At 65.2% G+C, this 25591-nt stretch carries 18 protein-coding genes; 13 read left to right on the top strand and 5 right to left on the bottom strand.

Annotated features, from left to right (window positions below; genetic code table 11):
* The first annotated feature begins 54 nt into the window (after positions 1-54).
* Together HPY83_12120 and HPY83_12115 are read left to right on the top strand one after the other, a co-directional pair.
* Positions 55-1527: a sulfatase-like hydrolase/transferase gene (locus HPY83_12120; protein ID NPV08689.1), complete on the top strand. Its 1473-nt coding sequence runs from the start codon at positions 55-57 to the stop codon at positions 1525-1527.
* A 263-nt stretch (positions 1528-1790) separates the two neighbouring features.
* A complete protein-coding gene (locus tag HPY83_12115; GenBank protein NPV08688.1) occupies positions 1791-3020 on the top strand; it encodes a response regulator in 1230 nt (409 codons plus the stop codon).
* On the opposite strand, the gene HPY83_12110 is transcribed toward HPY83_12115, so the two are convergent.
* Complete coding sequence (locus HPY83_12110) at positions 2983-5157, bottom strand: hybrid sensor histidine kinase/response regulator (GenBank protein NPV08687.1); 2175 nt, start codon at positions 5155-5157, stop codon at positions 2983-2985. The genes HPY83_12115 and HPY83_12110 overlap by 38 nt on opposite strands.
* A 636-nt stretch (positions 5158-5793) precedes the next feature.
* On the opposite strand from HPY83_12110, the gene HPY83_12105 reads away from it, so the two are divergent.
* The 6 genes from HPY83_12105 (at position 5794) to HPY83_12080 (ending at position 12866) form a co-directional block, all read left to right on the top strand.
* Positions 5794-7143, top strand: coding sequence for a sugar ABC transporter substrate-binding protein (locus HPY83_12105; protein ID NPV08686.1), 1350 nt, complete (start codon positions 5794-5796; stop codon positions 7141-7143).
* A 159-nt stretch (positions 7144-7302) separates the two neighbouring features.
* Positions 7303-8220, top strand: coding sequence for a sugar ABC transporter permease (locus tag HPY83_12100; GenBank protein NPV08685.1), 918 nt, complete (start codon positions 7303-7305; stop codon positions 8218-8220).
* A 4-nt stretch (positions 8221-8224) separates the two neighbouring features.
* Positions 8225-9118, top strand: coding sequence for a carbohydrate ABC transporter permease (locus tag HPY83_12095; protein ID NPV08684.1), 894 nt, complete (start codon positions 8225-8227; stop codon positions 9116-9118).
* Between the two features lie 77 nt (positions 9119-9195).
* Complete coding sequence (locus HPY83_12090; protein ID NPV08683.1) at positions 9196-10488, top strand: DegT/DnrJ/EryC1/StrS family aminotransferase; 1293 nt, start codon at positions 9196-9198, stop codon at positions 10486-10488.
* Positions 10489-10682: 194 nt separating this feature from the next.
* Positions 10683-11960 carry an aminotransferase class I/II-fold pyridoxal phosphate-dependent enzyme gene (locus HPY83_12085; GenBank protein ID NPV08682.1) on the top strand — a complete coding sequence of 426 codons (1278 nt, stop codon included), beginning with the start codon at positions 10683-10685 and terminating at the stop codon, positions 11958-11960.
* 60 nt (positions 11961-12020) lie between these two features.
* Positions 12021-12866 (top strand): 4Fe-4S binding protein, encoded by an 846-nt coding sequence (locus tag HPY83_12080; GenBank protein NPV08681.1) that lies wholly within the window; start codon positions 12021-12023, stop codon positions 12864-12866.
* A 104-nt stretch (positions 12867-12970) separates the two neighbouring features.
* Here HPY83_12080 and HPY83_12075 read toward each other — a convergent pair whose 3' ends face one another.
* The 3 genes from HPY83_12075 to HPY83_12065 form a co-directional block, all read right to left on the bottom strand.
* Entirely contained in the window at positions 12971-13984 is a 1014-nt protein-coding gene (locus tag HPY83_12075; GenBank protein ID NPV08680.1) for an ATP-binding cassette domain-containing protein, read from the bottom strand.
* Positions 13985-14081: 97 nt separating this feature from the next.
* On the bottom strand, positions 14082-14888 hold the full coding sequence (locus tag HPY83_12070; protein ID NPV08679.1) for an ABC transporter permease: 807 nt from the start codon (positions 14886-14888) through the stop codon (positions 14082-14084).
* A gap of 3 nt (positions 14889-14891) precedes the next feature.
* Positions 14892-15677, bottom strand: a complete 786-nt coding sequence (locus tag HPY83_12065) for an ABC transporter permease (GenBank protein NPV08678.1) — start codon at positions 15675-15677, stop codon at positions 14892-14894.
* A 284-nt stretch (positions 15678-15961) separates the two neighbouring features.
* Between HPY83_12065 and HPY83_12060 the strand changes: the two genes are divergently transcribed.
* The 5 genes from HPY83_12060 to HPY83_12040 all read left to right on the top strand — a co-directional run bounded on the left by HPY83_12060 (position 15962) and on the right by HPY83_12040 (position 24064).
* Positions 15962-17290 carry an aminoacetone oxidase family FAD-binding enzyme gene (locus HPY83_12060; protein ID NPV08677.1) on the top strand — a complete coding sequence of 443 codons (1329 nt, stop codon included), beginning with the start codon at positions 15962-15964 and terminating at the stop codon, positions 17288-17290.
* Positions 17291-17355: 65 nt separating this feature from the next.
* The gene (locus tag HPY83_12055) at positions 17356-19248 is read left to right on the top strand and encodes a hypothetical protein (GenBank protein NPV08676.1); all 1893 of its coding nucleotides are present in this window, start codon (positions 17356-17358) and stop codon (positions 19246-19248) included.
* Between the two features lie 363 nt (positions 19249-19611).
* Entirely contained in the window at positions 19612-20130 is a 519-nt protein-coding gene (locus HPY83_12050; protein ID NPV08675.1) for a MarR family transcriptional regulator, read from the top strand.
* 45 nt (positions 20131-20175) lie between these two features.
* Positions 20176-22044, top strand: coding sequence for an ABC transporter ATP-binding protein (locus tag HPY83_12045; protein NPV08674.1), 1869 nt, complete (start codon positions 20176-20178; stop codon positions 22042-22044).
* Positions 22045-22150: 106 nt separating this feature from the next.
* A complete protein-coding gene (locus HPY83_12040; protein ID NPV08673.1) occupies positions 22151-24064 on the top strand; it encodes an ABC transporter ATP-binding protein in 1914 nt (637 codons plus the stop codon).
* Between the two features lie 92 nt (positions 24065-24156).
* Here the strand turns inward: HPY83_12040 and HPY83_12035 are convergent, their stop codons facing one another.
* Positions 24157-25557 carry an MBL fold metallo-hydrolase gene (locus tag HPY83_12035; GenBank protein ID NPV08672.1) on the bottom strand — a complete coding sequence of 467 codons (1401 nt, stop codon included), beginning with the start codon at positions 25555-25557 and terminating at the stop codon, positions 24157-24159.
* Positions 25558-25591: the final 34 nt, after the last annotated feature.

Genomic DNA, 25591 nt, shown 5'->3' with positions numbered 1-25591 from the left:
ACCCGCCCCTGGCATTCAGCCAGACTGGCAGCGTGCCCGCCCCAGGAGGCCTCCTTGCCTAGACCGAACATCCTCTTCCTGATGACCGACCAGCAGCAGGCCAGCACCATAGACCCCGGCTCCCAGTGCCTCACCCCTGCCCTGGACCGCCTCGCCTCCCAGGGAGTGCGCTTCTCCCGCGCCTACACGGTCAACGCCATCTGCTCTCCCACCCGGGCCAGCCTCCTCACCGGCGTCTACCCCAGCACCCACGGCATGGTGGACACCACCCATGTGGTGGAGCCCTATCGGGCCGAGCTGGATACCAGCCTCGAGATGTGGAGCCAGCGGCTGCACGCCCACGGCTACCGGCTGGGCTACTTCGGCAAATGGCACGTAGAGCGGAGCAACCAGCTGGAGCGATTCGGCTTCGAGGAGTACGCCGTCAGCCCCGGCGGCGGGCTGCACGAGGCGTTCGAGGAGCATCGCCGTGGGATGGGCTTGGGACCGCGGCCGGCGAGCCTCTCGCCCCACTACGAGGTGGAGCAGCCGGGCTACCAGCCCTACCGCCTCTTCGGCGTGCATGACGAGCCGGTCGAGTCCACCCTGGAGCACTACATCTACTCCCGCGGCATAGACTACATGCGCCGGGCCGCTGCCTCGGGCCAGCCCTGGGTCAGCTTCATCAGCACTTCGGCCCCCGGTGAGTCCTGCGTCATCCCTCGCCCGTACTGGGAACGGTACGACCCTGGCCGCATCCGCAAGCCCGCCTCCTTCCACGACAACCTGGCCGACCGGCCCAACATCTACCGCCGCATGAAGCAGACCTGGGCGCGCATGGAGTGGGACGACTTTGCCCGCACCATCGCCGCTTACTACGGCTTCTGCTCTCTGGTGGACGACCAGATCTCCCGCGCCCTCCAGGCGCTGGAGGAGACGGGGCAAGCGGACAACACCATCGTCATCTACACTAACGATCACGGCACCATGATGGGGGCCCACGGGCTCATGTGCCTGGGCGTCTTCCCCTTCGAGGAGGGCTACCGCATCCCCATGATCATCCGCTGGCCTGGCGTCACCTCGCCGGGCACCACCTGCGATGACCTGGTCAGCATCATGGATCTGGCCCCCACCATCCTGGAGATGACCGACAGCGGCACCCTGGAGCCTTGCCACGCCCGCTCGCTGGTCCCCCTGCTCCACGGTGAGACCCCAGACGACTGGCGCGATGACCATTTCGCCGAGTTCCACGGCCAGCGCTTCTTCTGGACCCAGCGCATCGTCTGGTGGGACCGCTACAAGTACGTCTTCAACGGCTTCGACTACGACGAGTTGTACGACCTGGAGGCCGACCCCCACGAGATGACCAACCTGGCCCTCGATCACCGCTATGCCCCGCTGTGCCGCCAGATGGCCGAACGCATGTGGCGCCACATCTGGGAGATCGGCGACTACAACATGCACGGCTCTCACTACGGCATGTTCCGCTTTGCCCCCGTCGGTCCGGACGTCGCGCGCCCCGGTCCCCGAGGTGACGGGCGCCAGTGAGAGGGGGCGGACGCCATTCGTCCGGACCGCCCCGACCTGGGGGGATCTCCGCCGCGTAGGCGCATCGGCGCCACGCGGCGGATGGCGCCCGCTGGTAGGGCTTGCCCGCCGAGCAGCTCAGTGACATGCTTCCATGGAACTCGAGGACGATACTGGGATCGTCTCCAGCCGAACGGCATCGGTTGGCTCCGAGGTCGAACCAGGCGCCCCCATGCACCAGTTCGGCCCTTAGGCTCGAGCAGCTGTCGGAGGGGACCGCGCCCATGATCAAGCCCAGCAGAACCGGCCCTTCGGGTCCAGTGTCGCGGGACGAAGTGCGCGAGGCCCTGGCGTCCCTCTATGACAACGCCGCCCTGGGGATGTCCTCTCTGGCCAGTCGCTTCAGCGAAGTGGCGCAAGTCGCAGAGCCGGAACAGCGGGGAATGCGTCTGCGTTCGCTTCTCCTGAACGCGGTGGAGGTTCTGCGTCCGCTGCGCCGTTACCCCTTCGGTTCCCTCGAGTCCCGGGCCTACGATGTGCTCTCCCTGCGGTACATAGAGGACATGACTGCCCGGCAGGTGGGCAGCGAGCTGTCGCTGAGCGAACGTCAGGTACACCGCGACCTGTGGATGGCCGAATCTAGGCTGGCATCGCTCCTCAGCACCCGGCTGGCGTCCGCCAAGACGGAGGGGGAGGGTCATCGCCCTGCGGACGTGTTCCAGGACGAACTGGAAGCCTTTCGCAGCCAGCCGGTGGTCGTTGACCTCAACCGGGCAGCAGCCTCCGCCGTGGAGCTGGTACGGCCTCTGGCCAACAGAACCGGGACCCCGATAGTCTGGGCGGCACAGCCCGAAGAGCCGGTGACCGTCCTGGCCGACGAGGCCGTCCTGAGGCAGATACTGGCCCAGGTCCTGAGCCTGGCCGTTCAGGCATCCGGCGCCGAGCCGGTGCGCCTGGTGGTGGCGACGGGTGACGGCTTCCCCAGTGTGGTGGTCTCCTTCGTACCGTCCACCGCCCCCGTCGCGGCCGACCAGCTCAGTGACGTGTCGCTCATCGCCCGGGCCCAGGGTGCGGCAGTGGCCCTGGAGAGGGACCCCCATACCGGCGAGATCCGGGTGTCGCTTGCTCTTCGCTCCGGTACTCCACGAACCGTTTTGGTAGTGGAGGATAACCCCGGCGCTGTGGAGCTGTACCGCCGTTATCTGGTGCCAGCTCGGTGGCAGGTCCATGCGGTGCCTGACCCCCGGTTGGCCCTCGACATGGCTGCCCGCGTCCGCCCCGACGTGATACTCCTCGACATCATGCTGCCGCACCTGGATGGGTGGAGCGTGTTGAGGGCGCTATCGAGCGATCCAGTCACAGCCGCCATTCCGGTGGTGGTGTGCTCCATCGTCCAGGACCCGCCACTGAGCCAGGCTCTGGGAGCTCGAGCCCATCTGGTGAAGCCCGTCTCCCGAGGGGCTCTCGTGGCCGCCCTTACCGACTGCCTGGATGGTCGGGAGCCCGGCGAGTGAGCTCCTCCAGAGTATGCTGTAGCAGACCGGTCAGCTCGCCCGGGGAGAAGCCACCGCGCTTGAGGACCGTCAGACTGGCGCCGCTAGCCTCCACTCGGTCCTCACCCGGCGTGGCCGCCGTCACCGCCACTACCGGCACCTGACTGAGCTCAGGGTCGGCGCGTATGGCCTCGGCCGCCTCGAACCCGGGCATTCCTGGCATCAGCAGATCCATGAGGATCAGGTCAGGGCGCTGGCTGCGAGCTTTGCCCAGTGCCTCGTCTCCTGAGTAGGCCGTCAGCAGCTCCAGCCCCGAGGGACCATCGGCGTTCAGCATGCGGGAGATGAGCCGGGTGAAGCCGCGGTCGTCATCGGCCACCAAGATCCGGGCCTTCTCCTTGTCTCCCACGAATCGATGCACCACTGCCAGAAGGGCGTCGGAACCCACGGGCTTAGTCAGCACTTCGGCAAACAGCCCCCTATCCCGCAACCAGGCCGGCGTGGGAAGGCAGCATTCGATCACCGGGAGGTGGGGCGGCAGCAAGTTCAGTAGCCGTTCAGTCCCGTCGTCGTCTCCGCCAGACAAAGGTCGGTTGATGAGCACGGCCGACGCTCGGGCGAGGTCACCATCCGCCGCCCCTGCTGACAGGTCAGGCACGGGCACGAACTGGAACCCTTCCAGCCGCCGGGAGAGGTAGTGACCCGCTGGCCCGTCGTCGCCCAGGAGAAGCACCTGTGGCTGGAGCTTAGCGCCGTACGCGGGTGCCGCCGCCGGGAGCGGCGATGAGAAAGACTTGGAGATCCGGGGCAACGAGAAGTGGAAGGAGCTGCCCACACCCACTTCGCTCTCCACCCAGATTCGACCGCCATGGAGTTGCACGAAGCGTTTAGCAATGGCCAGCCCCAGCCCTTTGCCCGGCTCTTCTCCGTGGACTGGCTGCCCCAGCTGGTAGAACTCGCTGAAGATCGTCTCCAACTCAGCCGCCGGGATGCCACGGCCGGTGTCCCGCACCGTAACCACCACCTCGTCCCCTTCCTCACGCACCATCACGGTCACTGTACCGGATTCGGTGTGGCGGACGGCATTGGTCAGCAGATTGAAGAGCACCTGCCTGATCCGCACCGGATCGGCAGCGATAGGCTCACCAGCCTCACCGAGGCGCAGCTCCACCGCGATGCCCCGGCCCCGGGCCAGATTGCGCACCAACTCCACCGCCTCCCGGGCCAGAGCGGCGATGTCGCACGGCTCCCGCCTCACCGGCATGGACAGGGCATCGGCCCGAGCCAGGTCCACAATGTCATCCACCAGTTGGGACAGGTAGCCGGCGCTTCGCTGGATCTCCGCCAAGTCACGCATCAGCTCCCGGCCCCAACCGTCGTAGCCGTACATCTCCGGATGGGAGTAGACCAGGCGGCTGAAACCCAGGATGATGTTTAGGGGCGTGCGCAGTTCGTGGCTGAGGTTGGTGGCGAACTGGTGCCTCAGGTCTCGTAAGGCGTCCGCTTCCCTGCACGCCAGAGCCAGCTCCCGGCTGGTCCTCTCCATCAGTCGGTAGGAGGCGTCCAGGTCTCGAATGGTTCGGTTGAGCTTGGCCCGCTCGTCGCGCAGCCGTTCCGCCAGGGTGACCGCCTCCAGGCTCTGGGCCGAGTAGCGCCGGAGCAGATCGTAGAGCGGCCGCAGGGCCAGCCACACCAGCACCCCGCCGAAGACGGACACGCTGGCCTCCGGCAGCCCCCCGGCGCCGAGCGACATCGTGACCGCCGCTCCCAGGGCCCCTGCCGCAACGCCGGCCACCGGGTGCACCAGTGCCCCCGCGACGAGTGCGGCCAGCGCCCAGAGATAACCGGCATGCGGGAAGATCTGCATCCACTGGCAGAGCGTGATGGCGGCACCGACCGTGATAAGGTAGGCCGGCCGGCTCCATCGGCTTCCCTCCACCGCCAGCACACATACCGACAGCAGGGCCAGGCCGGTCCCCAGGGTCATCCAGCGCAGCTCCGGAACCGAAGCCGGGCCGTTGTAGTAGTGCCACCAGCCCCAGACCGCGAAGAGGGTGCTGGCCGTCAGGAAGGCCTTGAATGTGGACTGACGGACCTCCTCCCGCGTGGCCCGATCCAGACCGGCTGCGGCTCCGCCAGACCCCGTCTCCACGAACATGGCTCCCTCCAAGCACCGCCATCGGACGCGTCGGATGCCGGCCAGGTGGCGGAACATGTCTGTAACATGTCGGAAACCTGTCATACACAGGGCTTCGCGGAGCCCTCTCCCCAGTATAATGCAGTATGAGCAACTCCGAGAGCCATGGAGCGCCCCCCGTGCCCACGGCCCCATGACGAGCCGGGCTAGGCGCCATAGGAATTGGCACGGGACGCGTTGGGGAGACTCGTCGGCCAGTGAGGCCATCCGCGACATCAGTTTCTGGCTCACGACCCTCTGGCCCCAGGGGTAGACGGGTCGAGCAGGCCAGGCGTGCTTCCGGGCGGAGCCTGGCGCCGGAAGACGGTCTAGCTCTGGGGGCAGGTGCAAGCCCCTCAGGTGAGCGGCTCCCGCGTCAGCCACGCCGGAACCACGTCTCGCCCATCGCTGGTGCGTCGAAGCCGATAGGAGTGCCATCCTCGTACGGACACGGACAGACTCAGGACATCGCCCACTTCGCTCACCGGCGGGCACGGCCAGTCCCGGAAAGGAGGTGTCCCGGCGACCCAGTAGCTCAGCTCCCGGTACTCAGACACCATCAGGCCGATGAAATGCCCCGCGGTTCCCCGGTTTGGGTTCGGGGTAAGGAGGGATGAGATGCCTACCGTGTCTCGGCGTGGTTTCCTCAAGACCTTCGCGGCTATGACGGGCACCAGCATTCTGGCAAGTGGCTTGGCTTCCTGCGCCGGAGCACCGGCGCCGGTGGCTACCGAAGCCGTCGCCACTACGGCTCCGGCAGCAGCGCCCCAGGAAGTAGTGGCGCTGCGCTGGGTGGATGAGGGAGGCTGGGGAGACCCGGCCGACGAACAGAAGTACAACGACGAGATCTGCGCCATGTTCCACGAGCAGAACCCGGACATCACTGTCACCTATGAGCCCGGCATAGGCGACTGGTTCGAGAAGCTCACGGCCCAGATGGCTAGCGGCGAGGCTCCCGATGTCTTCGCCGGGTTCGGCTCCTATTTCAAGATCTGGGCTGAGAAAGGCCAGGTGCTGGACCTCAATCCGGCGGTGGACCGGCACAACCTGAGAGAGGACCTCGAAGACTTCTTCCCCAACCCCCTCAAAGGTTGTGACTACAGAGGGCAGTTGATTGCCCTCCCCAAATACCTCAACGTTGTCATCATCTACTACAACAAGGACATGTTCGATGAGCTGGGGGTAGCACACCCCACCGCGGAGTGGACGTGGGAAGACCTGAGGGTCTTGGCCCATGCCCTAACAGATAGGGACAAGCCCCGCTTCGGCATCACCGGCGGCTTCGGACTGACCCGTCTCGACATCTGCTCCATCTGGAGCCACTGCGGCGATGTGGTAGACCCCGATGATGACACCGTCGTGCTTCTGGACAAGCCAGAAACCATCGAGGGCCTCCAGGTCATTCACGATCTGATCTGGAAGGATGGCTCCTATGGCCTGACCGAGATGATGGCCGGGTTGGGCGGGCGCGCGGCATTCACGGCCCAGATGGCAGGCATGCTAACCGAGGGGTCAGGCATTGTCACCCTAGTGCGAGACGAGTCGGGCTTCGACTGGGACATGATCAACACCCCCGTGGGCCCGTGCGGCGTCGGCACCCGCACTTCCATGGACGGCTACCACGTCTATGGCAAGACCAAGTACCCGGACGAGGCTTTCCGGTTCCTGGCCTACCTGGTTTCGCCCGAGATCTGCCTCAAGCACCTCGAGATCGGCATGACCCCACCGAGGAGGTCTCTCACTACGGCCTGGGAAGAGCTTATGCCGGAGAAGAACCTAGAGTGCGTCTCCGAGGTGATGGAGACGTGCCGCCCGGATGTGCGATCAATGGTTCGCAACGCTCAGGAGTTCAGCGAGATCTGGAATCCTCTCTACGACCAGTGCATGCTCCTCAATGCCATCACCGTTGAGGAGCTGGTTACCCAGGCATCCGCGCAGCTCCGCCAGGTGTATGCCCAGACGACCTGATGGGGCGCGCTAGATGCATTGAGACGCCCACTCGGCGCCCGCGAAGTCACGGGGCAGGGCCTCAGCGGCCCTGCCCGGCACTACACAGGTGGTCGGAGCCCTTCAGACAGACGACGGATCATTCCTTGGCTGTACATCCGGCAGATAAGGGGTGACACCATGGTGGCAGAATCGCTGCGCCTCTCGCAGCGGGCGAAAGAGGAGATCGCCGGCTACCTCTTCATCTCCCCCTGGGTGGTTGGCTTCATCGCCTTCACGGCGGGGCCAATGGCCATCTCGCTCTACCTTAGCCTGTGCCGGGCCGATTTCATGACCCCCACCGTCTTCGTCGGCCTGGACAACTATCGGAACATACTCTTCCACGATCCCCTGTTCACCAAGAGCCTGGCCAACACCGCTTACTACTCCTTCATCAGCGTGCCCCTGGGCATCGCCTTGGGCCTGGCCATCGCCCTCCTGCTAAATGCGGAATACTTTGGCATGCGGCTCTTCCGCACCGTTTATTACCTTCCCTCGGTGGTCTCCGGAGTGGCTGTGGCCCTGCTCTGGCAGTGGATCCTTAACCCCCAGTTCGGCATCATGAACGCCTTGCTGGCTTGGCTGGGACTGCCGCAGCCGAAGTGGCTCTTTAGCGAGCAGTGGGCCAAACCGGCGCTCATCATCATGTCTCTCTGGGGAGCAGGCGGCAGCATGATGATCTTCCTGGCCGGGCTGCGAGGTGTACCTCAGGAGCTATATGAGGCCGTTTCTCTCGACGGAGCGAACGCGATCGCGCGCTTCCGCAGTATCACCTTGCCCATGATCACCCCGACCCTCTTCTTCACCCTGGTCACTGGCATCATTGGCTCCTTCCAGGTGTTTACGGCCGCCTTCATCATGACCGCGGGCGGCCCCAACAACGCCACCCTCATGTACGTGCTGAATCTGTACAACCAGGCCTTCATGAAGTACCACTTCGGATATGCCTCTGGCCTGGCCTGGATACTCCTGTTCATCATCCTGGCGCTCACGCTGTTGGTGTTCAAGTCCTCGGCCATGTGGGTCTACTACGAGGCCGAAGTGAAGGCAGGCAGGTAGGGATATGGCCTACGTGCACACTGGCGCGAAGGCATTGACTCGCCCGGGCCGCAAGGTGACGGCCTCTCGCCAGGCTGTCCGGGCCCTGGGGCTAGTGACCCGGTACCTGGTGGTAGCAGCCGGCGGAGTCATCTTCCTCATCCCCTTCTTGTGGATGCTGTCCACGTCACTCAAGGTTCAGTCTCAGGTCTTCACCTGGCCACCCCAGTGGATTCCGAACCCGGTGGTCTTCCAGAACTACGTGGATGCTTGGCGGCAGTTCCCTACTCCCCGGTTCTTCGCCAACACCATTACCGTCACCGTCCTCTCCACGCTAGGGCAGATCCTCACCAACTCCCTGGTGGCCTTCGGCTTTGCCCGGTTACGCTTCCGGGGCCGCAATCTCCTGTTCCTGCTCGTCCTGAGCACCATGATGCTCCCGGATCAGGTGACCCTGATACCGCTCTTCGCCATCTTTAGCCGCCTAGGATGGCTGAACACGTATCGGCCCCTGGTCGTACCTCGGTGGCTGGGGAACCCCTTCTACATCTTTCTTCTACGCCAGTTCTACATGACCGTTCCCCTGGAGTTGGATGACGCCACTCGGATCGACGGCGGCAGCTACTTCACCATCTACAGCCGCATAGTCTTGCCGCTAGCCAAACCCGTCCTCGGAGTGGTGGCCATGTTTTGTATCACTAACTACTGGACCGAATTCATGGGTCCCCTGATCTACCTCAACACTCCCAACAAGTTCACTATCGCCGTGGGCCTGCGGCTGTTCCAGTCCAGTCTGGGGGTGCAGCGGGTGCACTGGATGATGGCCATTTCGCTAGTGTCCATCCTGCCTCTACTGCTGCTCTTCTTCTTAGGCCAGCGCTACTTCGTGCAGGGGATCATGATTCAGGGGATGAAGTAGTCGGCAGAACATGCGTGCCGACCATCCACGAGCAGAGATCGGGTTCGGTTCGGACAGCAGAAGCCGGAGGCACAGGGATGAGCGCAACAACTACTGGTAGCCAGAAGCTGGCAATCCTTGGCGGGCCCCAGGCGGTAACCGTCCCGCCTAGGGAGCGCTGGCAGCCACCCAACGAGCGCATCAAGGAGCTCGTTGGCAAGATGATTGACGAGGGGGCCTACTCCGTTGCCGGCGCCTACATCCCACTGGAGTTCGAGAAGCGCTTCGCCGACTACCTGGGCATCAAGTTCTGCCACGGCCTGGACCACGGCACCTCTGCCCTCTGGTCCGCCTACTACGCCGTGGGCGTGGGGCCAGGTGACGAGGTGCTGCACCCCTGCTACACCTGGATCTGCTCCATCGCCCCCGCCGTCCACATGGGCGCCCGGCCGGTGTTCTGCGAGATAGACCCGGAGCGGCTGGTGATAGACCCGGCCGATATGGAGCGCCGCATCACCCCCAGGACCAAAGCCGTGAGCATCGTCCACCTCTACGGCAACGTCTGCGACATGGACGCCATCATGGAGATCGCCCGAAAGCACAACATCGCCGTGATCGAGGACTGCTCCCACTGCCACGGGGCAGAGTGGGACGGGAAGAAGCTGGGCACCATCGGTCACATCGGCTGCTTCTCCATGCAGGGCGGGCCCATCGGAGGCAAGCCAGTGCCGGGCGGCGAGGCCGGGCTGGCGGTGACTAACGACCATCACCTCCACGAGCGGATGCTCCTTTTCGGCCAGCTCAACCGCCGAGGACTAGAGGACGAGGTGACCGACCCCGAGTACCGCGGTTTCCTGCCCACCAACCTGGGGCTCAAGTTTCGCCCTCACCCCTGGGCCATGGCAGTGGGCCTGATACTCATGGATTCCCTCGACGAACGTAACGAGCGCCGCTTCCGCTACCGCCAGAAGATCTACGATGCCCTGGAGGACATACCCGGAATCACCCCTCTCAAGTCCTATCCCAAAGCCAAGCCAGCGGGCTTCTACGGCGGCATGCACATGATGTACCATCCGGAGGAGCTGGGCGGGCTGCCGGTGCAGCGCTTCCTGGAGGCGGTGCGAGCGGAGGGGGTGAACATGAGCCACCGCGGGTACGAGCTCACCCACCGGCTCAAGCTCTTCGCCGAGGGCTACGACATCTACGGCAAGGGCATCGGCCCTCTCACCGGCGACTACCCCGGCTACCCGGAGGGGAGCCTACCCATAAGCGAAGAGGCCCATGGGCGCATCCTGGGCATGCCGGTCTTCATAGACGAGGAGCCCGGCTACTCCGACGGGGTGATCGCGGCCTTCCGCAAGGTGACGAGCCACTACCAGGACCTGCTGTAGACCTCGCCGGCTCTTGACAGGCTAACCGCCCTGACGCATGCTGGCAGGCATAGACCAGCTCCATTGCGCCTGGCCGGACCTTCGTGACGTGCCCAGGCGCCGCATCGGTGTCGGCGGGGGTGCTCCGCAGCAAGGAACCGAGCGGAACGGGATGCGCCCCGACGATACGCGCGATAGAGACATCGGAGGAGATCATGACCGAGAAGCTCGCCATCCACGGCGGCCCTAAGGCCGTCACCGCCGACACTGCTGAGCAGTGGCAACCGCCCATCGAGGAACAGAAGAAAGCCGTCTGTGACCTCATAGACCGGCAGTACCTCTCCGGCTCTGGCGCCGATGTGGGGAAGGAGTTCGAGGACCGTTTCGCCGCCTACGTCGGGGCCCAGTACTGCCTGAGCACCGACCATGGCTCCAACGCCATCATGGCCGGCCTGTACGCCGTTGGCGTCGGCCCCGGTGACGAGGTGATCGTGCCCGATTTGGGCTACATCGGCTCCTACACCGGCGTCATCCACCTGGGCGCTCGCCCCATCTTCTGCGACGTCGACCCGAAGACTGGCCTTACGGATCCGGCCGATGTGGAGAAGCGCATCACCTCTAGGACCCGCGCCGTCCTCCCCATCCACCTCAATGGCTACGTCTGCGACATGGACGGGCTCTTTCGCCTTCGGGAGAAGTACGGCATCGCCATCGTCCATGATGCCGCTCACGCGCACCCCGCCGGTTGGGATGGCGTCAGAGTGGGTGCCCTTCCCGACGTCGCCTGTTTCAGCATGCAGGGAGCTGACCCCTTCGGCAAGCCCATCCCGGCGGGCGAGGGTGGCATCAACACCACCAACAACCGCGAGTTCTACGAGCGCATCCTTATCTTCTGTCACCTGCATCGCACCGGCATCGTAGAGGAACTGACCAACCCACAGTACCGGATGCTGGGCAACCAGGGTCTGGGCCTCAAGTGGCGCGCCCACCCCTTCACCATGGCCCTCGGCCTCATCTCCATGGACAGCGTTGACTACCGCAACGAGCGGCGCCTGCACTACCGCAAGCAGCTCTACGATGCCCTGAGGGACGTCCCCGGCGTCCGTATCCCTGAGTCCTATCCTAAGGCCCAGGACGGTGGCTTCTACGGAGGGCTGCGCATCTTCTACGCCCCAGAGCAGCTAGGCGGCCTGGCGCCAGATAAGTACGTGGCCGCTCTGCAGGCGGAGGGCGTGCCTGTGGGCCGGTACCGCGACCGCCCGGAGCACCTCCGGCCTCTGATCCAGCGCGGGTTCGACATCTACGGCGGCGGTCGCGGCCCCATCCTCCCCGGCACCTACAACTACAAGCGAGGCGACTTCCCCGTCACCGAGGCACTCCTCGGAGGCCTGGCCATGCGCCTGCCCGCCTACATCGAGCCAGCCGATGGCGTCATCGATCAGATCATCGCCGGCTACAAGAAGGTAGCGGAGAACTACCAGAGCCTGCTCTAGTGTACCTGGGGAGGGTGGCCTGAGGCTGCCCTCCCTTGCTCCATTGAACAGGTCAGAGCCGTGATCGCCATCAACCTCTCCCGGTGTACCCACTGCAATCGCTGCTATCTGGCCTGCCCCGACGGGATCATCCAGAGGGGGCCGGCTCTCACGGCGGCCCTGGCCCTCTGCGTGCGGTGCGGTGCCTGCTACGCCGTCTGCCCGGAAGCAGCCATCACCGTCCTCGGCTTCGAGGGAGTGGCCACCCCGGAAGTATCTGGGAGCCCACCAGTCAACCCGGACGCGATGATGACTCTGTTGGAGGAGAGACGTAGCCGGCGCTTGTACACCGGCGAACCGGTGTCCCGCGAGCACCTGCAAGGGATGATCCGCGCCGCCTCCTTGGCTCCCAGCTCCCAGAATCGTCGCCCGGTGACGGCGCACGTGTACCAGGACTCCACCGCCATCTCCGCCATTCGGGAGTCCACCCTGGCTTACTGCCGACAGCTCTACACCCTGGCTCGCCTGCCCGGCTTCGGCCTGCTCTGGCGCCTGACTGGCCGCCCCCCGGACCAGCTACCCCTCCTCCTGGGGAACTTGGAGCACGTCCTCGCTCCGGACGAAGAGCACGATCCGCTCCTGCACCATGCCCCCACCATCCTCGCCTTCACCGTTCCCCGCGGCGATGCCGAGGCCGTCGGTGATGCCTGGATCGCCACCCAGAACGCGGTGGTCTATGCCGAGGCCCTCGGCGTGGGCACCTGCTACAACGGCTTTGTGGCCGCAGCAGCCGCCAGCCGGGCCGTGCGCCAGGCTATGGGCCTGGCCAAAGGCGAGCGAGTGGTGACCGTACTCACCGTCGGGTACCCCAGTATGACCTACATCCGGCGCGCTCCCCGCAAGACCATGCCCACAGTGTGGCACTGAGGCGCATCACCCGCGAAGCGCCGCCAAGGTCGGCACTGGTGTCCCTTCAGCGCCAAGCAGGTGGACTGCTCACGGCGTTCCGGGCGTGCGCCGCCCCAATGGCCTCACCCCTGCGGCCGCTCCTGGGCCAGAGGGGTCTCATCCAGCAGCCGCTCCTCGTAGATGCGCCTGACGGTGGCCTCGATCTGAGGCTCCCGCACTGACAGGTCCGCGAGGCGGTAGCGCGCCGAGAGGCGGGCGATCAAGTCCGAGGCGCTGATCTCCTCGGGCGAGAAGCGGAAGGTGGCCCGAGCCCCTTCCCGCGACACCAGCACTGCGCCTTCCACCTCCACTCGCTCGTAGTCCTCCGACAGGTTCACCACCAGTTCCCGCTGGCCACCGAACCGGCGCGTCAGCTCCTCGAGTGGCCCGTCGAACAGGAGTCGCCCGCGATCTATCATCATCACCCTGCGGCAGAGGCGTTCCACGTCGGACAGGTCGTGCGTGGTGAGGATCACCGTCGTGCCCCGATCTCGGTTGACGTGCCCGATGAAGCGACGGATGCGCTCCTTGGCCACCACGTCTAGCCCGATGGTGGGCTCGTCCAGAAAGACAATGTCGGGGTCGTGGAGGAAAGCCGCCGCCAGGTTGGCCCGCATCATCTGGCCCAGCGACAGCGACCGCACTGGTGTGTGCAGGAACTCCTCCAGCCCCAGCAGGCCCACGAAGTGATCGAGGTTTCGGCGGTACCGGTCGTCCGGAATGCGGTAGATGTCCCGCAGCAGTCCGAAAGACTCGATCACTGGCAGGTCCCACCAAAGAGTGTTGCGCTGTCCGAAGACCACTCCAATCCGGGCGACGTGCGCCCGGCGCTCCCGCCAGGGCACCCGCCCGTTCACCCGCACCTCACCCCCCGTCGGCACCAGGATCCCGGTGAGCATCTTGATGGTGGTGGACTTGCCCGCCCCGTTGGGGCCTAGGTATCCCACCAGTTCCCCGGCGCCCACGTGGAAGCTGACCCCATCCACCGCCCGGACCAGGCGGAACTCGCGGCTGAATAGGTTGCGCACCGCCCCCAGCGCCCCTTCGTGATGCCGCGCCACCCGGAACTCCTTGCGCAGCTCCCTGGCGTCAATCACCTGTCCCTCCCGTGAGAGAGCGGGTGAGGGCGAGAGGGGGAGACGCGGAAACGTGCCTGCGCGCTTCTGCGCGTCTGCCCCTCCCTCTGTCTCGCCCTCACGTCCCGGTACTCTGGTAACGGCGCACCCCGAAGCTCCAGAAGGCGAACGACAGCGCCAGGCAACCGAAGCCCGTCACCGGCGCCAGGAACGACACGAACGCCGGCATCCCCAACGGGTCCGGCTTGCCCAGGAAGTACAGCGCCGGGTAATAGACCTGCACGGCCGCTGGCACCACGAAGGTAAAGAACCGGGCTAGCCAGCGGTTGTAGATGTGCATGGGGTAGGAGAGCATCTCCGCCCCGCCGTAGGTGAACAGGTTGAACACCTCCAGCCGCTCCACCGTCCAGAAGCACACGGCAGATCCCACCACGTACAGCGCCGCAAAGAAGGCCATGGCGCTCAGGATGACGACCGGCAAGTACGCCACTTTGGTCGCGGTCCACTCTACCCCGGCGAGCCGCCAGCCCAGCACGAACACTGCCACTCCCTGCGCCACCCTTCCCAGCCGTCGCAGGGCGAACTCCGACGTGAGGATCTGGAGCGGCAGTGGTATGGGGCGCAACAGCATCTGGTCGAACTCACCGCTGCGGATGCAGGGGGAGAAGAAGTCGTAGTCATACCCGCCCCATACCAGATCCATCAGCCCGTAGGATACCTCCGCCAGCCCATAGAGGAAGGCTACCTCCCCCAGTGTCCACCCTCCGATCCCACCGAAGCGGGAGATTACCGCCGCTAGGGTGGCAAACCCGATCAGGGTGCCGAAGAGCGAACTCAGCGCGTCCAGACAGAACGAGGTGCGGTACTGCATCTGCGAGCGCACCCTGGCGCCGATCAGCCGCAAGTAGAGCCCCGCCATGCGCATGCCTCAGCCTCCCTGGATGACCAGCCGTCGGAGGCCCGAGGCTAGAACAGTGCGTGCCAGCACTACCAGTGCGGCAGCCCAGCCCAGCTGCACCAACAGCGCCCCCACCAGAGCCGGGCCGCGCACCACCCCGAGGTACACCTCTACCGGAGTGTTCACCATGGAAGCAAAGGGCAGCAGGCGCATGACACCCTCGGCCCAGGGCGGGAAGAAAGCGATGGGCATAAGAAAGCCGGAGAGAAACATGGCCACCGTGGTTGCCAGCCGGCCCACACCCATGGCATCCACCGTCCAGAAGGCGGCCAGGTTGTACAGGAAGCGCCAGGAGAAGCCAATCAACAGGCCCAAGGTCAGCGATAGCGGCAGTGCCGCCCAGTGCGCCGCAGTGGGCGGCAGACTGATACGGTAGGCTACAGCGTAGACGGCAATGAGGGGCAGGCCCCTCATCAGAAGCTGGGAGAAACCGCGGCCCAAGTCCTGCGCCGCCCAGTACCAGAAGTAGTCCACCGGCCGCGCCAGATCCGTCCCCACCTGGCCGGAGCGCACCGAGCGAATCACCTCCCACCACCCGAAGGCCGACAAGAAGGAAAGCATCGCCTGGGTGATGCCGGTGTAGGTGATGGCATCGCGGACGCTGTAGCCGGCCACGTTCTCTTGGGCCCCGAAGAGGGCGATCAGCACGTAGGCGCGCAGGGCGCCGAAGAACAGGTTGGTCGCCAAGCCGGCCAGGTTGGCCGTCCGGTACGCCAGCTGGCGCTGGAAAGAGAGGCGGACCAGGGCCCAATACATCGCGTGTCTCCCTTTTGGGGCGAACGAGGCGGCCCGACTCCACTCTGGGGTGAGCAGCAAAGACAAGTAGACTGCCACGCCCACGCCGCTCACGCAAGTCCGGCTCCTCACGCCAAGGCGCCAAGAAGGACAGCAGACGGGAGAAGGTGGAGTCGCAGGACGTCGCCGCGCTGCCATCCACCGTCAGCTCGCTGTCTCCTGTATTCTGTCTCCTGTCTCCTTCCCTCCTTGGCGCCTTTGCGCGAGGCTCCCCCTCCTGCCACACTAGGCCCACTGGAGGCGCGGTGGACCATCAAGTGGTAGTCGTAGGCGCGGGGGCGGCCGGCATGATGGCCGCCGGCCGGGCCGCCGAGCTGGGCGCGCACGTGCTGCTGCTGGAGAAGACCGACGGGCCGGGAAAGAAGATCCTCATCTCCGGCAAGACCCGCTGCAACCTCACCAACAGCCGCCCGCTGGACCAGTTCATCGCCATGTATGGCCCCAATGGCCGGTTCCTCTACGGGGCGTTCAGCCGCTTCTTCCGAGAGGAACTACTCTCGCTTCTCCGTCGCTACGGGGTCGAGACCAAGGAGGAGCGCGGCGGCAGGATCTTCCCCGCCTCAGACGACTCCCGGGACGTGGTGATGGCCCTGCGCCGGTACCTGGATTCCACGGGCGTCCGGTTGGTCACCCGCGCTCGAGTCACGAGCATTCGTATCGAGGGCGGCCGGGTGACGGGTGTCCACACCCACGATGGCTTTCACCCTGCCCGTGCCGTCGTCCTGGCTACCGGTGGCGCCTCGTGGCCGGGCACCGGCTCCAGCGGCGACGGCTATCGCATGGCCGCCGCGCTCGGCCACACCATAGTCCCCCTACGCCCGGCCCTGGTGCCCCTGGCCGTGCGCCAGGTGGACCTGGCCAGGAGCATGCAGGGGGTCAGCCTGCGCAACGTGCGGTTGACCTCCTTTACCTGCCCGTCAGAGGAAGTGGAACCGAGCCTGATTCCCGACCGCGATGTGGGCGGCCGAGGCATGGGGGGAAGACGCCCCCGCCCGCCCGTCATCGAAAGCCGCCTAGGCGAGATGCTCATCACCCACTTCGGCATCGGCGGTCCCATCACCCTCCTCATGAGCCTGGCAGTGGTAGACGCCCTCCAGAACGGCCCAGTGAGCGTGGCCGTAGACCTCAAGCCCGGACTGACTTGCCACCAGCTTCGGCAACGGCTCCAGCGCGACCTCGAGGCCCACAGCCGCCGCAGCTACCGCTCCATCCTCAGCGGCCTGCTGCCGCGCAAGATGGTCGAACCCTTCGTCGGGCTGACTGGTATCCCGGGGGACAAGCCGGCACACCGGATCGTGGCCGAGGAGCGGGAGCGGCTTCTAGAGGTCCTCAAGTGCCTGCGCTTCGATGTGGACCGGCCCCTGCCTCTCTCCCGCGCCATCGTCACCGCTGGCGGCGTCTCCCTGGACCAGATCGATCCCCGCGATCTGTCCAGCCGCATAATCGGGGGCTTGCACCTGTGCGGCGAGGTGATGGACATAGACGCCGACACGGGCGGCTACAACCTTCAGGCCGCCTTCTCCACCGGTTACGTAGCCGGCGAGGCAGCAGCGGGCAAGCTCGCCCTGCCCTAGCCACGGACGCGTCGTGGCACGACTCCTGCTACATCCAATGCCTCATGATCACCCGAGGGAAGTTGATGACAAAGGCCATCTCCGCCCTGCTTGTCGGGCTGGTGCTGCTGGCCGGCATCTGGCCCAGCAGCACCGCCCTTGCCGCCCCGGCTAGCCCCTACACCCCAGAGGAGTTCGCCATCATCGCCGGCGACTCCACCACCCCCGGCAGCATGGACGTGTACGGGGACTGGATCGTCTACCATCCATATGATTTCGGCGGCGGCAAAGCCTACCGTGCCCTCAACCTGGCCACGGGCGCGCGGATCACAAACGAGGAATCCCACGCCAGCGGCCTGAGGTCCCTGGCCATATGGGAGGACAAGGTCGCCTGGATCCTGGGCACCGGCCCCAGCCGCATCGAGCTCTACGACCTCACCTCCGGCGAGAGGGAGGTGGTGGTGGAGAGCCAGCACCCCATCTCTTCCCTGGACTTTCGTCAGGGGGTGCTCGTCTGGATGGAGTACGCTGTGGCCAACAGCCGGAGCCAGATCAGGGCCCTCGACCTGGCGGGGGACGAGACCTACGACGTCGCCCTCGGACCGGAGTACAAGCTCAACCCCCGGGTCTGGGGCGACCTGGTGGTCTGGGAGCAGGCTCAGTCGGCCGGGCAGCAGCGCGATATCTATGGCTACCGGCTGTCTGAAGAGGAGGCCTTCGCCATATCGGCCAACCCCTGGGATGAGTACAGCCCCGTGGTCTATCAGGACATAGTGGCCTGGGTAGACGCTCGCTCGTTGGCCCAGACCGGCACCGACATCTACGCCCGCGACTTGGCCCAGGACGAGGAGATCGCCGTGTGCATCGCGCCTGGCAACCAGGAGGCACCGGCCATCTGGGGCAACCTGATCGTCTGGCAGGACGCGCGAGACGTTGACGGTCCTTCCGGCGTGGACATCTACGGCTACGACCTGGCCCAAGGTCTGGAGTTCGCCATCACCCGTCACATCGGCCGCCAGAACTCTCCCGCGATATACGAAGACCTGGTGGTGTGGCAGGACTGGCGCGATACTCCCCAGGTACGCTATGCCGCCGGCGCCATGTACGGCGCCCGCCTCAAGGACGAGCCCTTGGAGGGCCCTCTGCCGGTTACCGGCGCGCCGGAGGCGTTCGACGGGCTCATAGAAGTCGTCTGGCCCCACTCGGGGCAGCCAGGCACGAACACAGACAAGGTCAACATCGGGGTCTACCTCTTCAGCCCCCAGGGCACCAAACGAGAGGTCCCCTGTGGGTTCGACCCGCCGCTGGAGCTGTGGGTGGCGGAGAACAACCGACCGGCCCAATTGGTGGAGCGGATCGCAGGGCGCACCTGGAACTGGTCTCCCGCTACCTGGCACTTCAATGACGTAGACGTGCAGGCGGCCCAGAACCCTGCCAACCGCATGTACTTCTTCCTCAAGACCGAAACGGGGCTGGACTTCCGCACCAACGTCTGGGCGCACGCCGCCGACGCCCGTACCTTCTTCCCTCAGCAGCGGCCGGTCCGCAGCGCTCAGGCCCAGGAGCCCGACAGCGTCGACGCCGTGATCCAGATCGTGTGGCCCCACGGCAACTTGCCCGTGGACCAGGCTACCCAGGTCAACGTCAGCGCCAACCTGTTCGTACACGGCACCGACACCTCCGTCCCCGCCAACTGGGATCCCGAGGTGATCCTCTACCGCTCGCTCAACAACGGCGTCAGCCAGCCGGTGGCCACCGGCAAGAAGCGTCTGGTAACCGAAGGCAGCCTGGTCTACCCGGTGTGGGACTTCAACGACGTGGACGTGAGCCAGGCCCGCGACCCCCAGAACAAGTACTACTTTCGCCTAGAAGTCGAGGGAGTGGAGACCCACTCCACCATCTGGGCTCACGGGGCCGATGCCCGCACCTACTTCCCCCAGCCGGACGTCCCCGAGTGCCGCTGTAACGAGTGCCCGTAGACATCCCCCGGAAGCACCCACTTCCTCATGCCTGAGGGGTGCGCTCTGACCGGCGCACCCCTCCCATCCTCCGGGTCGTCTCTGTATCCGGCACCCCAAGCAAGCCCCCCCGAATGGCTGAGCGAGCACGGGGGAGGCGCGCAGTCCTCATGGCAAGCGGCCAACCATTACCCGAGCAGTTCGCGCCCCCACGCGCGAAAGGGTCCTGCCATCAGGGCCCGGCCCGAAGGCTCGTGCCTGCGATCGTCACCTCTTGCACGGGAGTTGACACCACTAATGAGTCGTCGTACTATTCCACGTGTGACGACCACCAGCTCGGAGTCCGAAGTGACACAGGCTGAGCCTTGCCAATCGAGACGGGAAATGACCCAGGCGCTAGCCCAGGAGCTATCCGGCGGGGCTGACACGGCTGGCATGGAGTTGGCACGCCGGGTGCGTCGGGCCGCCCACCTGTACGAAACCATAGCCAGCCAGGACCTGCGCGACAGCGACATGTCGGGGCCGCGCTTCGGGCTGCTCATACGCCTCTATGCAGAAGAGAAGCGCAGCCCAGGCCACGGCATTTCCCCTACCCATCTCAGCCAGTGCCAGAGAGTGAGCAAGAACACCATTTCCTCCATGCTCCGCGGCTTGGAGGAGCAGGGATTGATAGAGCGTACTCTAGACCCAGATGACAGGCGCGTCTTCCGCATACGCCTGTCCGATGCCGGTCGCGAGCTGGTGCGGACGGTGTCGCCTCAGCATTTCGAGCGCATGAACCAGCTCGCTTCTGGACTGACAGAGGCGGAGCGCGAGCAACTGGCCTCACTCCTGGACAAGCTCATTCGCTCTCTCAGCGCCCACCTTGAGGCCGACAGCAGCACCGCGCCGGTCGCGGTGTAGCCCTGACTGCAGGAGGACCCATTGCAGGCACAACCCGTAGTGCCCATGCGCCAGCGACCCAATATGGCTGCCCTGGGGCGCGGCCTTCGCTACCTGGGCCATTATCCTCGCCTGGTCATCCTCTCTTACCTGGCTCTGTTCGCTGCCACCGGCGCCCAGCTGATGGTGCCCCAGATGGTGCAGAGCATCATAGATGCTTTCACCAATGGCGCTGTCGCGCGCCAACTGTCGCAAGTGCCAGAGGCCATGCGCTCTCAGGCTCTGGCCGCCCTTGGATGGACCGCCGAGGAGTTCGCCCAGCACCTCACCGGGGCCGAATCCGCCCTGATGCTCGCCGGCGGCCTCATCGTGGTGTTCGCCGTTATGCGAGGGCTCTTCGCCTTCTCGGAGCGCTACCTGGCCGAGAGCGTATCCCAGGGCATCGCCTTCGACTTCCGCAACGACCTGTACACCAAGATACAGAGCCTTTCCTTTAGCTATCACGACCGGACGCAGACAGGCCAACTGATGATCCGAGCTACCGACGACGTGGAGAAGGTGCGCATGTTCGTCGGTCAAGGGCTGCTGATGACGGTACAGGCAGCGGTCCTTCTCCTCGGCAGTCTGACAGTCCTCTTGTTCACCAACTATCGGCTTACCCTGGTGGTGCTCCCCATCTTGCCAGTCGCTTTCGCCGTGTTCACGGTGTTCGGCCGCATCAGCCAGCCCCTGTTCACGGAGGCCCAGGTACGGCTCTCCCGGCTCAACACCGTGCTCCAGGAGAACCTGGCCGGGATCAAGGTAGTCAAAGCGTTCGTCCGAGAGCCCCAGCAGCAACTGAAGTTCGACCGGGCCGCCGAAGACGTGATGCGGCAGCAGCTAAGGATCTCTGCCATCTTCTCCATTCTGTTCCCCACCACGTTCCTGATCGCCAACCTGGGCCAAGCAGCGGTCATGTACTTCGGCGGGCGCCAGATCATCAGCGGCACTCTTACGCTCGGTGAGTGGCAGAAGTTCAGTCTCTACCTGGTCTACGTCTTCTTCCCCATGGGCCAGTTGGGATTCATCATCTCTCAGATGGCTCAGGCTAGCGCCTCCGCCAGCCGCGTCTTCGAGATCCTGGACGCCAAAAGCGAGGTGGAGGACCGGCCGGGCGCGGTGGAGCTGCCTCCCATCGAAGGGCGGGTGGAGTTCGATCACGTCTCCTTGAGGTACTTCTCCGGCACCGAGCCTGTCCTCAAAGACATCAGCTTCGTGGCCGAGCCGGGACAGACCGTCGCCCTGTTAGGCGCCACTGGCAGCGGCAAGAGCTCCATTATCAACCTGATTCCTCGGTTCTACGATGTCACCGAGGGCCGGGTACTCATAGACGGCTACGATGTGCGCGAGGTGACCCTCGACTCCCTGCGAGCCCAGATCGGCATCGTCCTCCAGGACACCACTCTCTTCAGCGGGACCATCCGAGAGAACATCGCTTACGGCAAGCCGGAGGCCACGCAGGACGAGATCGAGGCCGCCGCCAGGGCGGCCGAGGCCCATGACTTCATCATGAGCTTCCCCCAGGGCTACGACACCCCCGTGGGCGAACGAGGCGCCACCTTGAGTGGAGGGCAGAAGCAGAGGATAGCCATCGCCCGCGCCCTTCTCCTGGACCCGCGCATTCTCATCCTGGACGACTCCACCAGCAGCGTGGACGTCATCACCGAGTACAGGATCCAGCAGGCGCTCGATCGGCTCATGGAGGGGCGCACCAGCTTCGTCATCGCCCAGCGTATCAGCACCGTACGCAACGCCGACCTCATCTTGGTGCTGGACCGGGGCCGACTCGCGGCTCAGGGCAGACACGAGGAACTGCTGGAGACCAGCCCCATCTACGCCGAGATCTACCACTCTCAGCTGGTGGAAGACGCCGAGGTGGTTGCCGATGAGGGTTGACCAAGCGCTCCCGGTACGTGGGGCCAGTCTGGACGCGCATAGGGCCTCGTCCACTTCGCCGTCGTCAGGAACGAATCCTGCGATACATCAAGACCAGGAGTAAGCGATGTTCGGTGGAGGACCACACCATGCCATGGCGCGTGAAACGAGCAAGCCCCGCAACGTGGGGGCGACCCTCGTGCGCCTGGCGAGCTACTTCCGGGATTACCGGCCCGCCCTCGTGGTCGTCGCTGCCATGATCATTGTGGGGACCTGGGCTCAGGTGCAGGCCCCGGTTCTGATCGGACAGGCGGTGGACTGCTACCTGGCGCCGGCCGTGAGCGGAAACCTCGGTGATGGGGCGACGCGGGAAGCCACCAGCGGCTGCACCTACACCAACGTGGATCGGTCAGCCACGGCGGAGGAGCTCATCTCCGGCTTCGGTGGGATCATACTGCTCATCACCGGGCTATACGTGCTTGGCGCCCTGACCGGCGCCCTGCAGTTCTATCTCATGCGCTGGAGCGGCGTGCGCGTCCTCAAGACGCTGCGGGTAGAGCTGTTCCAGCACCTGAACCGTCTCTCTCTGGGCTACTACTCCCAGCACGAGGCGGGCGACCTCATGAGCCGCATCACTAACGACATGGAGACCATCCAGCAGGCGGTGAGCTTTGCCCTGGTTAGCGTCACCAGCGGGGCTCTGCTTCTGGTCTGGATCACCTACAACATGCTTAGGCTTAGCGCGCCGTATGCCCTGCTGAGCATGACCGTCATACCGCTCATGGTAGTAGTGACACTGTGGTTCTCGGGCCAGGCGCGCAAGGCCTTCCGCCGCACTCGGGTAGAGATCGGAAGGGTTAACGCCGACCTGCAGGAGACCATCTCCGGTGTACGAGAGGTGCAAGCCTTCGGCCGCGAGGAGGTCAACTTCGAGCAGTTCCGCGAGGCTAATGCCGCTAACCGAGACGCCAACATCAGGGCCGTTTCCTTCACCGCTGCCCTTTCGCCTTCGCTGGAAGCCCTGGGCTACGTGGCCGTGGCCATCGTGGCCGTAGTTGGTGGGTTGGCGGTGATGCGGGGGCAACCGCTGTTCGGCACTGCGGTGTCTCTCGGGCTCATCATCACCTTCATCAACTACGTGCAGCGGTTTAACCAGCCCATACAACAGATCGCCACTCTCTGGGCCAACATCCAGAGCGCCATCGCCGGTGCCGAACGCATCTTCGGCCTCATGGACGAACCAGTCGCCATCACTGATCGGCCTGGTGCGCAGCCGATGCCCGACATAGTGGGAGAGGTCGAGTTCGACCGGGTCAGCGCTGCCTATGTGGAAGGTGAGATGGTGCTCAAGGAAGTGTCGTTCTGCGCCGAGCCAGGCCAGACCGTCGCCATCGTAGGGCCCACCGGCGCCGGCAAGACCACCATCCTCAACCTCATCCCCCGCTTCTACGACGTGGTAGGCGGGGCGGTGCGGATAGACGGCATTGACGTGCGGGACGTGCAGGTGGCCAGCCTGCGGCGCCAGATCGGGATGGTCCTCCAGGACACCTTCCTGTTCAGCGACACGGTGATGGAGAACATCCGCTTCGGCCGGCTGGAAGCATCGGACGAGGAAGTGATCGCCGCGGCCAAGCTGGCCCGCGCTCACGACTTCATCGAGCGCCTGCCCCAGGGTTACCAGACGGTGCTCGGAGAGCGAGGGACGGGACTGAGCCAGGGACAGCGGCAGCTCCTAGCCATCGCTCGGGCCGCTCTGGCCGACCCTCGCATCCTCATCCTGGACGAGGCCACCTCCAGCGTGGATACGCGGACCGAGCGGCTGATCCAGAAGGCGCTGGAGGAGCTGCTGCGCGGCCGCACCAGCTTCGTGGTGGCCCACCGGCTCAGCACCATCCGGAACGCCGACCAGGTCCTGGTGCTGGTGGAAGGGCGCATCGTGGAACGGGGCACGCACTCGGAGTTACTGGCCCGCCGCGGCGCCTACTACGACCTCTACATGAGCCAGTTCATCCGCGAAGAGACCGAGGCCGTGGCAAAATAGCCCCTGGTGACGCTGATGGTACGCGGATTCCCGCTGATCGGAGAAGCACCACCCCAGAGATCAGCGTGTGTCAGCGTAGCATCAGCGTTCTATCAGAGGGTAACCTCTTCCGACGGCTTAGGCACGGTCACGCCGGGGAGCCCTCTCTGCTTGAGGGCTTCGGACAGGGCCAGGGACGCGTCGTCCTCCCCGTGCACTAGGAAGATGCCCCGAAGCCGGCCCGACCGGGCCGCCCGTTCGGCATGCGCCACCAGGCCATCGTGGTCCGCATGAGCGCTGTAGCCCTGAACGCTCTCGACGCGAGCCCGCACCGGGTACACGTCGTCGAAGATGCGAGCCTCAGAGGCACCATCCTGGATGCGGCGACCCAGCGTGTTCTCGGCCTGGTAGCCCACGAAGAGCACCGTGTTGCGCTCGTCCCCCAGGTTGTTCTTCAGGTGATGCAGAATCCGGCCACCCTCGGCCATGCCGGAAGCGCTGATGATCACGGCCGGCTCCCGCAGGAAGTTCAGTTCCTTGGAGTCGTCCACCCGGCGCACGTAGCGGACCTGGCTGTGCCCCAGAGGCCCGAACTGGTCCCGCTCCAGAATCTCTGCCATCTCCCGGTCATAGCATTCGGGGTGCAGCCGGAAGATCTCGGTGGCATCCACCGCCAGCGGGCTGTCCACGTAGACCGGGATGTCGGGTACCTTGCGCTCCTGCCGCAGCACATACAGGTCGTAGACGATCTCCTGGGTTCGGCCCACGGCGAAGGCGGGGACGATAACCTTGCCGCCACGGGCGTACGTCTCGTTGATGACCCGCTTGAGGATCATTCGCGCCTCGTCCGGGCTCTGCCCTGGCCGGCCGCCGTAGGTGCTCTCCATGATCAGGTAGTCCACGTCCTGCAGCTGCTCTGGGTCCCTCAGAATAGGAAGATCGGCACGCCCCAAGTCCCCGGTATAGCCTAGCCGCAGCCGACGTCCCTTCTCCTGCAGCTCCAGCAGGGTGAGGGCAGAGCCAAGTATGTGCCCAGCATCGAGGAAGGTGACGCGGACCCCGTCGGCCACGGAGAAGGACCGACCGTAGTTGATGCCGACGAACAGCCCCATGCATGCGTCGGCGTCGGCCCGGCCATAGAGAGGCTCGACGGGGGGCTCGCCGTGGGCTCGTCGTCGTTTGTTCAGGAAGGCAGCATCCTCGGCCTGCAGGTGGGCCGAGTCCCTCAACATGGCGGCGCACAGGTCACGGGTGGCTGAGGTGGACCAGATATCCCCGGTGAAACCCTGCTTGGCCAGGGTGGGGATGTTCCCCGAGTGGTCGATGTGGGCGTGGGACAGCACCAGCGCGTCAGCATGGGCGCCAAGGGCCGCCTGCTCCACGTTCGTCTGATACGCCTCTCCGCGATGACCATGGGTCAGGCCACAGTCCAGCAGCACCCGGGTTCGGTTCACTTCCAGCAAGTGCATGGAGCCGGTGACCTTCCGGGCTCCGCCGACGAATGTGAGCTTCAACGCTCTTCTCCTTCACTCGCCCGCAGCCGGGCGC

Source organism: Anaerolineae bacterium (assembly GCA_013178015.1).
Lineage (GTDB): Bacteria > Chloroflexota > Anaerolineae > DRVO01 > DRVO01 > Ch71.
Note: the sequence above shows the minus strand (reverse complement) of the source record. Positions and strands in the feature narration are given on the sequence as shown.

What these genes read in the sequence shown, in the direction of transcription:
- HPY83_12100 (NPV08685.1), top strand. Translation starts at nt 7,303, where the DNA reads ATGGTGGCAGAATCGCTGCGCCTCTCGCAGCGGGCGAAAGAGGAGATC.
- HPY83_12055 (NPV08676.1), top strand. Translation starts at nt 17,356, where the DNA reads ATGACAAAGGCCATCTCCGCCCTGCTTGTCGGGCTGGTGCTGCTGGCC.
- HPY83_12040 (NPV08673.1), top strand. Translation starts at nt 22,151, where the DNA reads ATGTTCGGTGGAGGACCACACCATGCCATGGCGCGTGAAACGAGCAAG.
- HPY83_12110 (NPV08687.1), bottom strand. Translation starts at nt 5,157, where the DNA reads ATGTTCGTGGAGACGGGGTCTGGCGGAGCCGCAGCCGGTCTGGATCGG.
- HPY83_12105 (NPV08686.1), top strand. Translation starts at nt 5,794, where the DNA reads ATGCCTACCGTGTCTCGGCGTGGTTTCCTCAAGACCTTCGCGGCTATG.
- HPY83_12065 (NPV08678.1), bottom strand. Translation starts at nt 15,677, where the DNA reads ATGTATTGGGCCCTGGTCCGCCTCTCTTTCCAGCGCCAGCTGGCGTAC.
- HPY83_12045 (NPV08674.1), top strand. Translation starts at nt 20,176, where the DNA reads ATGCGCCAGCGACCCAATATGGCTGCCCTGGGGCGCGGCCTTCGCTAC.
- HPY83_12070 (NPV08679.1), bottom strand. Translation starts at nt 14,888, where the DNA reads ATGCGCATGGCGGGGCTCTACTTGCGGCTGATCGGCGCCAGGGTGCGC.
- HPY83_12090 (NPV08683.1), top strand. Translation starts at nt 9,196, where the DNA reads ATGAGCGCAACAACTACTGGTAGCCAGAAGCTGGCAATCCTTGGCGGG.
- HPY83_12050 (NPV08675.1), top strand. Translation starts at nt 19,612, where the DNA reads ATGACCCAGGCGCTAGCCCAGGAGCTATCCGGCGGGGCTGACACGGCT.
- HPY83_12085 (NPV08682.1), top strand. Translation starts at nt 10,683, where the DNA reads ATGACCGAGAAGCTCGCCATCCACGGCGGCCCTAAGGCCGTCACCGCC.
- HPY83_12115 (NPV08688.1), top strand. Translation starts at nt 1,791, where the DNA reads ATGATCAAGCCCAGCAGAACCGGCCCTTCGGGTCCAGTGTCGCGGGAC.
- HPY83_12095 (NPV08684.1), top strand. Translation starts at nt 8,225, where the DNA reads ATGGCCTACGTGCACACTGGCGCGAAGGCATTGACTCGCCCGGGCCGC.